The following is a 10,457-nucleotide window of genomic DNA, read 5'->3' on the forward strand; positions in this document are numbered from 1 at the left end:
ACGACTGCTTCGCAGTCGAACGCGGCCTCGCTGCGCTCGACCGCTGCTACGGAGCCTATGCTAACCTCTCCCGGATTTTTCGGCGGGCTTGAGCCAACCCCAACAGGGTTCAAGGAAGACAGCCCACTTCTCACAGGATTTGATCAGGTCACTTCATGAATAAGCCAGCAGTCGTTCTTTTGGGTTTAGTTGTCGCCGTAGGCGTCGTCAGTGCAGGCGGCGCCTGGTACACCGGTAAACAACTGGAACCGGTGCTGCAAACCGCGATCCAGAACGCCAACAAGGAACTGCAGACCTCCATGGCCGGCGTCGATGGCACCGTGGCCCTGGAGCTGGTGTCCCTGGAGCGTGGCGTGTTCAGCAGCACCGCGCACTACCGCCTGAAGGGCCAAGGCTCGGTGTTCGGCGAAGAAAACCCCAATCCCGAATTGCTCTTCGTCGACCATATCGAACACGGCCCGCTGCCGTTCTCGCGCCTGGTGACGCTCAAATGGCTGCCGGTCATGGCCACCAGTCACTATGAGCTGGAAAAGAACCCCACCACCGAGAAGTGGTTCGCCGCCGCCAAAGACGTGTCGCCGCTCAAGGGCGTGGCCAATATCGGCTACAGCCGCTCGGTCAACGGCAACATCGAATTGCTGCCCCTGACGTTCAAGGACGACACGTCTTCGGTGAACTTCTCCGGCGCCAACCTGAATTTCGACAGCACCGCCGAAGGCCAGAAGGTCAAGGCCGACGGCTTCATGAACAGCCTCAAGATCGCAGCGGTAGATGCCAAGGGCGACGCCTTCGAGGCCGAACTGGCTGGCCTGACCATCGCCAGCAACCTGGAAAAATCCACCTTTGGCTTCTACACCGGGCAAAACACCGTTGAGCTGACCGACAGCACGTTCACCTTCGGCCCGCAGAAAGCCGTGCTGACGGTCAAAGGCTTCGAGCAGAAAGACTCCAGCGAAACCAAGGACAACAACCTGGCCGGCCGTGTCGACTACAAGATCGACGAGATCGGTTACCAGGGCAAACCCGTGGGTTCGGCGGCCATGGCCCTGAGCATGAAGAACGTCGACATCCCGGCCATGCTGGTGTTGACCAAGCTGTACCAGGACAAAATGCAGCCGGTGCAAGCCGCTGCCGCAGCGGGCCAGCCCGCGCCTGAGCTGCAATTGACCGAAGCCGAGCAAGCCCTGGCCGAAGCGAACGTCAACCAGGTACTGGCCGCCAAGCCGCAGATCGCCGTGGAAAACCTGTCCCTGAAAACCACCCATGGCGAAAGCAAGTTCAACCTGCTGGTGGACCTGGCCAAGCCAGCGTCCATGGAGCTGCCGCCGGTTGAGCTGGGCAAGCAGATGATTGCATTGCTGGATGCCAACCTGACCTTGTCCAAGCCGATGATCGGTGACGTTGCCGCCCTGCAAGCGCAACTCGGTGGCGTGAGCGACGCGAAAGCCATCGAGCAGCAGTCCCAAATGGCCGCTGAGATGGTCAGCGGCATGGCGGTCGGTACTCAGTTGGCGACCCTGGTCGGCAGCGACGTGGTGTCCAAGTTGCACTACGCCAACAATGAAGTGACCTTCAACGGCCAGAAGATGACCGTCGAGCAATTCATTGGTTTTGTGATGGCCAAGGTCGGCGCGGTCAGCGGCGCACAGTAAAGATTTCGCCATCACCCGGAAATAAATAATGTGGGAGCGGGAGTGCCCGCGATAAGGGTCAAACAGTCGGCGCACGTGCCGGCTGGTACCCCGTTATCGCAGGCAAGTCCGCTCCCACATTCACATTTCAGATAGGCTGCGCAATTCTGAACAATTGTTTTGGATTGGTCTTTTTCCTACTTTCCTAAGAGATAGTTCACACAGGAAAGCTAGGCCGGGTCATTGGACGCCGGCACCCTGCGGCAATTCGCTCAGGACCACCTATCGTTACAGCTTTCCGTGTGTAAGGAAGCTCACGATATGTTGCGAAACCTACCACTCAGTGCATCAGGCCGGTTGCGACTGCTCGTCGGGGCAGCCTTATGCAGCCAATTACTGATGCCCGCCTTCGCCATGGCCGATCCGGCCTATGACGCACTGATTATTCAGGCGCGCAACGGCAACTTCACCCCCGCCCTGACCCAATTGCGCCAGCTGTCTGCCGAACGCCAGACGCCAGGCCAGGTCAGCGATCATGTGGTGATCGCCGGTTGGGCCGGCCAGGACGCCGAAGTGCTGAAGGTGTACGAGGCCCAGGGTAAACATCGCAACCTCAGCACCCAGGCGCTCGCCACCGTCGCGCGTACGTATCGTAACCAGCGGCAATGGGCCCAGGCTGAGGCTGTCTATCGCCAGGCGTTGCTGCGTGAGCCGAATAATGTCGATCTGCAACTGGGCTTGGCCCTGACCCAGGCCGACGGCGGCAAGGCCAAAGAAGCCGTGCAACGCACCCGCGCGCTGGTGGCCGCCAAGCCCGATGATCCTAACCGCCGCATGGCCCTGGGCTACGCACTGACCCGCGCCGGCCTCAACTACGATGCGCTGTTTGAGTTCGACCAGGCGTTTATCCGCGCGGGCGACAAGCCTGACGTCGCCCGCGAATACATCGTCGCCCTGCAAAAGGCCCGCCTGCCGGAAGCCGCGTTGCGCCTGTCGGCCCAGCGTCCTGGCCTGCTGGACCCGGTGACCCAGCGCCGCCTGGAAGGCGACCTCGCTGCCGAGCGTGTGCGCATGGCCGAGTTCGCCACCCGCAGCGAAAAAGAACGCTACGTGATTGCCGACCGAGCCCTGGCCGATTACGACAAACTGCTCGCCCGCTGGACCCCGGACGCCAGCGCCCATGACGATGTGGTGCGCTGGCGTATCGACCGCCTGGGCGCACTCAAGGCCCGTGCGCGTACCGCTGAAGTGATCCGCGAGTACGAAGTGCTTAAGGCCGAAGGTGTGCAACTGCCGACCTACGCCGTGCGCTGGGTGGCCGCGTCCTACCTCGACCAACGCCAGCCGGAAAAAGCCGAGCCGCTGTATCGCCAGGCCCTGAGCGCCACCGACGCCGAGCCCGATGATCGGGTCGAAGACACCACCGCGCTGTTCTACGCCTTGCAGGAAAGCGATAAAGCCGAGGACGCCAACGAGGTCGCCAAGGGCCTCGCCAACAGCCAGAACCCGCGGGTCGAGCTCAAGGGCTTGCCCATCGGCAACCCCAACGACGCGTGGATGGACGCCCAGCAACTGTCGGCCCAGGCCGGCGTCTACGGCGGCGACCTGCCGGGAAGCGAAGCCGGCCTCGAAGCGCTGGTGGCGAAAGCCCCTGGCAACGTCGGCCTGCGCCTGGCCCAGGCTGACATGTACCGCGCCCGCGACCTGCCACGGCGTGCCGAAGGCATCCTGAAGGAAACCGAAGCCCAGGCCCCACGGGATATGGGCCTGGAAGTGAGCCAGGCCTACACCGCCATGGACCTGCAGGAGTGGCGCCAGCTCGACGTGCTCACCGACGATGTGCTCGCCCGCAACCCGGACAATCGCCAGGTGCAGCGCCTGAGCCGCCTGCGCGACGTGCATGACATGGCCGAGCTGCGGGTCGAGGCCTATACCGGTAAAAGTTTTGGCGGGGGCAATGACAGTGACGCGGGCGCCGTCGCGGGTAGCCGCGACTGGGGCATTGAGAGTCGGATCTACACGCCGCCCATCGACGAAGACTGGCGTGTATTCGCCGGCGCCGGGTATGCCAAGGCCGACTTCAGCGAAGGCACGGGCCAGCATCGCTGGCAGGTCGTGGGCGTGGAGCGGCGTACCCGCGACATGACCATTGAAGCCGAGGTCTCCAACCATTCCTACGGCGATGGTTCCAAACAAGGCGCCGCGGTGTCGATTGCCCGCGACATCAACGACAATTGGCAATACGGCGGCAGCCTCGGCTACCTGCTGAGCACCACGCCGCTGCGGGCGTTGAATGACGGGGTCACGGCCAACGGTGGCAGCGGCTTTATCCGCTGGCGCGCCAACGAAAGCCGCGAATGGAAACTCACCCTCAGCCCCTCCCATTTCAGCGACGGCAACGACCGCTTCGAAGCCTTGCTCAGCGGCCGCGAAGGCCTCTACAGCTCGCCGAAAGTGCAAGTGGACCTGGGCCTGGAAGTCGGCGCCAGCCGCAACAGCAAGGAAGACACGGTGTACTTCAATCCGAAGTCGGACTTTACCGTGTTGCCCGTCCTCAACATCAACCATGTGCTCTATCACCGCTACGAGACCCAGTGGAGTCAGCAGTTCCAGGTCGGTGCGGGTACGTATAGCCAGCGGGATTACTCCACCGGTGGCATCGGTCTGGTGGGCTATGGCCAACGCTTTCGCTGGAATGACGTGCTGGACGCCGGCGCCAACCTGAGCCTGATCAGCCGACCTTATGACGGGGATCGCGAACGCGATCTGCGTCTGCTCGTCGACCTCACTTACCGTTTCTAAAAGAGCCTGACCATGACCTTCCTCAGCCGTTGCTTGTTGGTTCTGGGCGTATTGCTGGCCAGTGCCTGCGCCCAGCAACCCGCACCTTTCACTCCCCCCGCCGAGCGGCCGACACCGCCCAACGAAGCGGCGTGGCCGAAAAACCACTTCCTGGGCATTGCCTACCATGACGTGTCGGACCGCGATCCTGACCAGGCCGTGGTGGCGGTGCGCACCGAGCGATTGATCGAACAGTTGGCCTGGCTGCGGGAGAACGGCTATCAGGCGGTCAGCGTTGACCAAATCCTGGCCGCCCGCCGTGGCGGCCCCGCGTTGCCGCCCAAAGCCATCATGCTCAGCTTCGATGACGGCTATTCGAGCTTCTATACCCGCGTGATGCCGATCCTGCGCGCCTATCGCTGGCCGGCCTTGCTGGCGCCGGTGGGCTACTGGATCGACACGCCGATGAACAAACCGGTGGACTTCGCCGGCTCGCCACGGCCGCGCGGCGAGTTCCTTACCTGGCAGCAGATCCGCGAAGTGTCGCAATCGGGCCTGGTGGAAATCGCCGCGCACACCGACGCCAGCCACACCGGGATCCTGGCCAACCCCCAGGGCAACCTCGAGCCGGCGGCGACCTCGCTGCGCTATGACCCGGCCACGGGCCGCTATGAAACCCAGGCGCAGTTCGATGCGCGGCTGCGTGCGGATGTCGCGGCGATCTCCAACAAGATCCAAACCGTGACCGGCAAGAAACCACGGGTATGGGTGTGGCCGTACGGCGCCGCCAAGGGCACCTCGCTGGCGATCGTCGGCGAGCAGGGCTACCAGATGGCCCTGACCCTGGAAGACGGCCTCGACAGCTCCAGTGACCTGATGAACAGCCCGCGCTTCCTGGTGGCCTCCGACCCGGACGGCGAGCATTTCGCCAACAGCATCGTCGCCGTGCAAACCCCGGCACCGCTGCGGGTGCTGCATGTGGACCTGGACAACGTCTACGACCCGGACCCGGCCCAGCAGGCGCGCAACCTCGACCAACTGGTGCAGCGCGTGGTGGACATGGGCGCCGGTACGGTGTTCCTGCAAGCCTTCGCCGACCCCAAGGGGGATGGCCTGGTGCACGAACTGTACTTCCCCAACCGTCACTTGCCGGTGCGCGCCGACCTGTTCAACCGCGTCTCCTGGCAGTTGCACACCCGTGCCCATGCCGCCGTGTACGCGTGGATGCCGGTGTTGAGTTTTGCCCTCGATCCCAAGCTGCCCCGCGTGACGCGCTGGGACCCGGAAACCGGTCAGGTCGGCACCGACCCGGACCAATATAAACGCCTGTCGCCGTTCGACCCGCAGGTGCGCAAGATCATTGGCGAGATCTATGAAGACCTGGCGCGCAACAATGCCATCGACGGCGTGCTGTACCACGACGACGCAGTGCTCTCTGACTTCGAAGACGCCAGCCCCGCCGCGCTCAAGGCCTATGCCGCCAACGGCCTGCCGGGCAGCATCCAGGCCCTGCGCGCCGACCCGGCCGTGATGCAGCGCTGGACGCGCTTCAAGAGCCGCTACCTGATCGACTTCACCAAAGAGCTGACCGCCAAGGTCCACGCCATCGGTGGGCCGCAGGTGCAGACCGCGCGCAATATCTTCGCCGAGCCGATGCTCAACCCGGCGAGCGAGGCCTGGTTCGCCCAGAACCTCGATGATTTCCTCCAGACCTATGACTGGACCGCGCCGATGGCCATGCCGCTGATGGAAGGCCAGGAGTACAAGACCTCCAATGCCTGGCTGGAGAAGCTGGTGGCGACGGTCAAGGCGCGTCCCGGCGCGATGGAGCGCACGGTATTCGAACTGCAGGCCAAAGACTGGCGCACCAAGGCCGCGCCGGATATCGACGCTGTGCAGATGGCTGAATGGATGGGTGTGCTCAAGCGCCAGGGTGTCACGAGTTTTGGCTACTACCCGGACAACTTCCTGGAAAATTCCCCGGACCTGAAGACTGTGCGTCCGGCCCTTTCCAACCAATGGAACCCTTGACCATGTTCGACAGAATCCTGGCTTTATTCGTGCTGGCACTGGTATTAGGCGTGCCCCTGGGCCTGATCTTCCTGGTCACCGGGCAGTTCCTGATGGACTTCGTGTTTTTCTACCCGCTGTTCATGTCAGCGTTGTGGATCGCCGGCGGCTTGTACTTCTGGCTGCACTGGGAGCGCCACTGGCCCTGGGAAGAAGACACCCCGGCGCCAACCCTGGCCGGCAACCCGCTGATCTCGATCATCATCCCTTGCTACAACGAGGGCGATAACGCCGCCGACACCATCCATGCGGCGCTGGGCCAGCTGTACCCGAACATCGAAGTGATCGCGGTCAACGACGGTTCCAAGGACAACACCGCCGCCGTCCTCGACGCCCTGGCGCTGGAACATCCGCGCCTGCGCGTGCTGCACCTGGCGCAGAACCAGGGCAAGGCCGTGGCCTTGCGCATGGGTGCGGTGGCCTCGCGCAGCGAATACCTGGTGTGCATCGACGGCGATGCGCTGCTGGATAAAAACGCGGCGGCCTACATGGTTGCACCGATGCTCGACAACCCGCGCCTGGGCGCCGTCACCGGCAACCCACGCATCCGCACACGCTCGACCTTGATCGGCCGCGTGCAGGTGGGCGAGTTCTCCTCGATCATCGGCTTGATCAAGCGCACCCAGCGCGTGTTCGGGCGGATCTTCACGGTGTCGGGTGTGGTGGTGGCGTTCCGTAAAAAGGCGCTGGACCGCATCGACTACTGGAGCACCGACATGATCACCGAGGACATCGATGTCAGTTGGAAGCTGCAGCTTGATCACTGGAGCATCTTCTACGAGCCGCGCGCGCTGTGCTGGATCCTGATGCCCGAAACCGTCGGTGGCCTGTGGAAACAGCGCCTGCGCTGGGCCCAGGGCGGTGCCGAAGTGCTGTTCAAGAATATCCGTGGCATCTGGCAATGGCGCCATCGCTACCTGTGGCCGCTGCTGTTCGAATACTGCCTGTCCACCGGTTGGGCCTTCACCTTCCTGCTTTCGGTGATTTTCTGGGGCCTGGGCAAATTCATCGTGCTGCCGCCGGCAATCACGGTGGACTCCCTGGTCCCGCCGGCCTTTACCGGCCTGGTGCTGGCGATGGTGTGTTTGGTGCAGTTTGCGGTGAGCATCCTGATCGACCGCCGCTACGAGAAAGACCTGTGGAAAACCCTGTTCTGGACCGTGTGGTACCCGATGGTGTTCTGGCTGGTCAGCCTGTTCACCACCCTGGTCAGTTTCCCCAAGGTGCTGTTCAACCAGCACCAGAAGCGCGCGCGCTGGGTCAGCCCGGATCGCGGTATCAAACCTGTTGAAGAGGAGGCCTGAGCATGAAACTGGTCAGAACTCGCCAAAGTACCGTGATGTGGATCATCGACGTGATCCTGACCTTGATGGCCTGGGCCGGACTGGTCTGGCTGCTGGCGCGCGGGGTCACTTCGATGCTTGAAACCCACGGCGGCCCGCGTATCGAGGCGCCGATTTTCGCGGCGCTCAATACCTTGCAGGTCTACCTGTGGATCGCACTGTTCAACGCGGTGATCCTGGTCACCTGGGCACGCTACCAGCAACGCAAGGGGCGCAAGTTTGCCCAGCGCCGCGCCGAAGCCAAGGCTCTCACCGACAAGAACCTGAGCGAGAGCTTCAGCCTCGCCGAGGGTGACCTGGAGCAACTGCGCCGACCGGGCGTACTGGTGATCCACAACGACGAAGACGGCGGCGTGTCGGAAGTCAAAGCCCACGTCTCCCGCGACGTGGAAAAACCAGGCTTGACCCTCGTGCCTGGCGCGCCTCAGAACAAAGACGCCAGCTAGTGGTGTAAACCACAATCCAATGTGGGAGGGGGCACCCCGATTGCGGTGGATCAGCTAATGAATACTTGGCTGACACCCCTATCGGGAGCAAGTCGAATCGTCGCACCGCCCCCCACATGGGGCTCTTACCCTGCCGATCCCGATTATTGCGATCCAATTCACAAAACTCCCGCGAACTTATCTGCTTTTTTCGGTACTAACTTATCTCGGCAAGAACTTGATGGCCAAGTAATAGCAACTTATAAGTTCTCCGACGAATCGCTATCAGAACAGCTGCCGCCTGTCGGAATAATATTTCCAGTGTCAGGCCGTGTATCTTTTTGATAATTTTTTATTGTTATTAATCAATGTGTTGCGTGAATAACTAGCGCGGACATGCAACTGACTCTGTTTTTTGGGTTACTGCTAGTTCGATGTTAGTTTCGCGGCCCCTGATTTTCGACGGACCGAACATGTCTTTTTTATTGCCACGGACTCGGTATTTGCTATGCACTTTGCTGCTTGCTTATTTGAGCGGCAACAGTGCCTTGGCCGCCCCTACGCCGGGGGATCAGGACCTTATCCGCGACCGCCAGAACCGGCTTCTCGAAGAGCAGCGTCGGCGCCTGGAAGAGCTCCAGGACCTGCCCGGCAAGAGCAATCAGCCACAGGCCCCGGCACAGCCTGCTGACACCCGCTGCTTCCCCATCCAGGACATCGAACTCAAGGGCGCCGACAGCCTCTCCGCAGCCGACCGTAACCGCCTGCTCAAACCCTATATCGGCCAATGCCTGGGCGTTACGCAGCTCAATGAACTGCTCAAGGTCATCACCGATTACTACATTGCCAAGGGCCGCGTCACCAGCCGGGCCTACCTGCCGCAACAGGACCTTTCCAGCGGCCACCTGCAAGTGCTGGTGGTCGAAGGCAAACTCGAAGGCCTGAAGGGCGCCCAGGGCAGCACGGTCACCGACCGCGAGCTGGCCATGGCGTTTCCCGGCAAGGTTGGCGAGGCCCTCAACCTGCGCGAAGTCGAGCAACTGGTGGATCAACTGAGCCGCCTGCCGTCCAAGCAGGCGCAAATGGAACTGACCCCCGGCACCCAGATCGGCGGCAGCGAAGTGCTGGTCAAAAACCAGCCGCAAAAACCCTGGCGCGCCAGCCTGTCGCGCAACAACGACGGCCAGAAAAGTACCGGCGAACAGCAGTGGGGCGCTGGCCTGGAATGGGACAGCCCGCTGGGCCTGGCCGACCAACTGATCCTGCGCGGCGGCCACGATGCCATCAGCGACCACCAGAAAACCTCGAAAAACAGCATGCTCTACTACAACGTGCCGTGGGGCTGGTGGAACTTCAGTTACACCTACAGTGAAAGCGATTACCGCACGCCGGGCAGCGTCGATGACTTCAAATACAAGCAATGGGGCGACAGCCAGAATCACCAGCTGCGCGCCGAGCGTGTGGTGCATCGCGATGACGTGAGCAAGACGTCGGTCAATGTCGGCCTCACTCATTTGCGCACCAACAACTACATCAACGACACACGCCTGGGCGTCAGCAGCAACCGCCTCAGCGAATTCCAGGTGGGTATCAGCCACGGGCGCCGTATCGGCAGCGCGTTCGTCAACCTTGATGTGGGCATGCAAAACGGTATCGGTGCCTTCGATGCGCAAAAGGATGAGCAGACCCGTATCCGCGGCAACCTCACGCCCACGCCGCGCTACCGCAAATACACCGCCACCCTGAGCTACCTGCAGCCGTTCACGCTGTGGGGCGAGTCATTGAGTTTTTCCAGCCTGGCCACCGGGCAGCGCAGTGAAGACGTGCTGTACGCGCCGCAACGCATGAGTCTTGGCGGCTCGTACTCGGTGCGGGGTTTCAAGGACCAGCAGTTGAACGGCGACAGCGGCGGCTACTGGCGCAACGAAGTGCGTTGGGCGCGCCCGGTGACCCTCGACTGGATGCGCCCGGCCTTCGCCGAGTACGGCGCCAGCGTCGGCTACGACCAGGGCGTGATTCGCAACGATCGCTACAACGATGACCAGCACGGCCGGGTATCGAGTAACTCCCTGGAGCTGTTTGCCCGTGGCAAGCACGTCAGCACCAGCGTGACGTTTGCCCATTCGCTGGAAAGGCCTGGCGTCGTGACCGAGCGCGAAGCGCCGATTTATTTCCGCCTGGATTTCTTCCTGTAATTCAACACCGCT

Annotated in this window: 6 protein-coding genes; all 6 read left to right on the forward strand. The window is 62.2% G+C overall.

Annotation, left to right across the window (positions count from 1 at the left end):
* Positions 1–155: 155 nt before the first annotated feature.
* The 6 genes from BLW22_RS30820 to BLW22_RS30845 all read left to right on the forward strand — a co-directional run bounded on the left by BLW22_RS30820 (position 156) and on the right by BLW22_RS30845 (position 10,445).
* On the forward strand, positions 156–1,652 hold the full coding sequence (locus BLW22_RS30820) for a YdgA family protein (RefSeq protein WP_065924684.1): 1,497 nt from the start codon (positions 156–158) through the stop codon (positions 1,650–1,652).
* Positions 1,653–1,952: 300 nt separating this feature from the next.
* Entirely contained in the window at positions 1,953–4,433 is a 2,481-nt protein-coding gene (pgaA, locus tag BLW22_RS30825; RefSeq protein WP_065947308.1) for a poly-beta-1,6 N-acetyl-D-glucosamine export porin PgaA, read from the forward strand.
* Between the two features lie 12 nt (positions 4,434–4,445).
* Positions 4,446–6,443, forward strand: a complete 1,998-nt coding sequence (gene pgaB, locus BLW22_RS30830) for a poly-beta-1,6-N-acetyl-D-glucosamine N-deacetylase PgaB (RefSeq protein WP_065947309.1) — start codon at positions 4,446–4,448, stop codon at positions 6,441–6,443.
* Between the two features lie 2 nt (positions 6,444–6,445).
* Complete coding sequence (gene pgaC / locus BLW22_RS30835) at positions 6,446–7,786, forward strand: poly-beta-1,6-N-acetyl-D-glucosamine synthase (protein WP_027608081.1); 1,341 nt, start codon at positions 6,446–6,448, stop codon at positions 7,784–7,786.
* A gap of 2 nt (positions 7,787–7,788) precedes the next feature.
* Positions 7,789–8,271 carry a poly-beta-1,6-N-acetyl-D-glucosamine biosynthesis protein PgaD gene (pgaD, locus tag BLW22_RS30840; RefSeq protein WP_065924687.1) on the forward strand — a complete coding sequence of 161 codons (483 nt, stop codon included), beginning with the start codon at positions 7,789–7,791 and terminating at the stop codon, positions 8,269–8,271.
* Between the two features lie 452 nt (positions 8,272–8,723).
* Positions 8,724–10,445: a ShlB/FhaC/HecB family hemolysin secretion/activation protein gene (locus tag BLW22_RS30845; RefSeq protein WP_074848304.1), complete on the forward strand. Its 1,722-nt coding sequence runs from the start codon at positions 8,724–8,726 to the stop codon at positions 10,443–10,445.
* The last annotated feature ends 12 nt before the right edge of the window (positions 10,446–10,457 follow it).

The sequence above is a fragment of the Pseudomonas marginalis genome, assembly GCF_900105325.1.
GTDB classification, from domain to species: domain Bacteria; phylum Pseudomonadota; class Gammaproteobacteria; order Pseudomonadales; family Pseudomonadaceae; genus Aquipseudomonas; species Aquipseudomonas marginalis.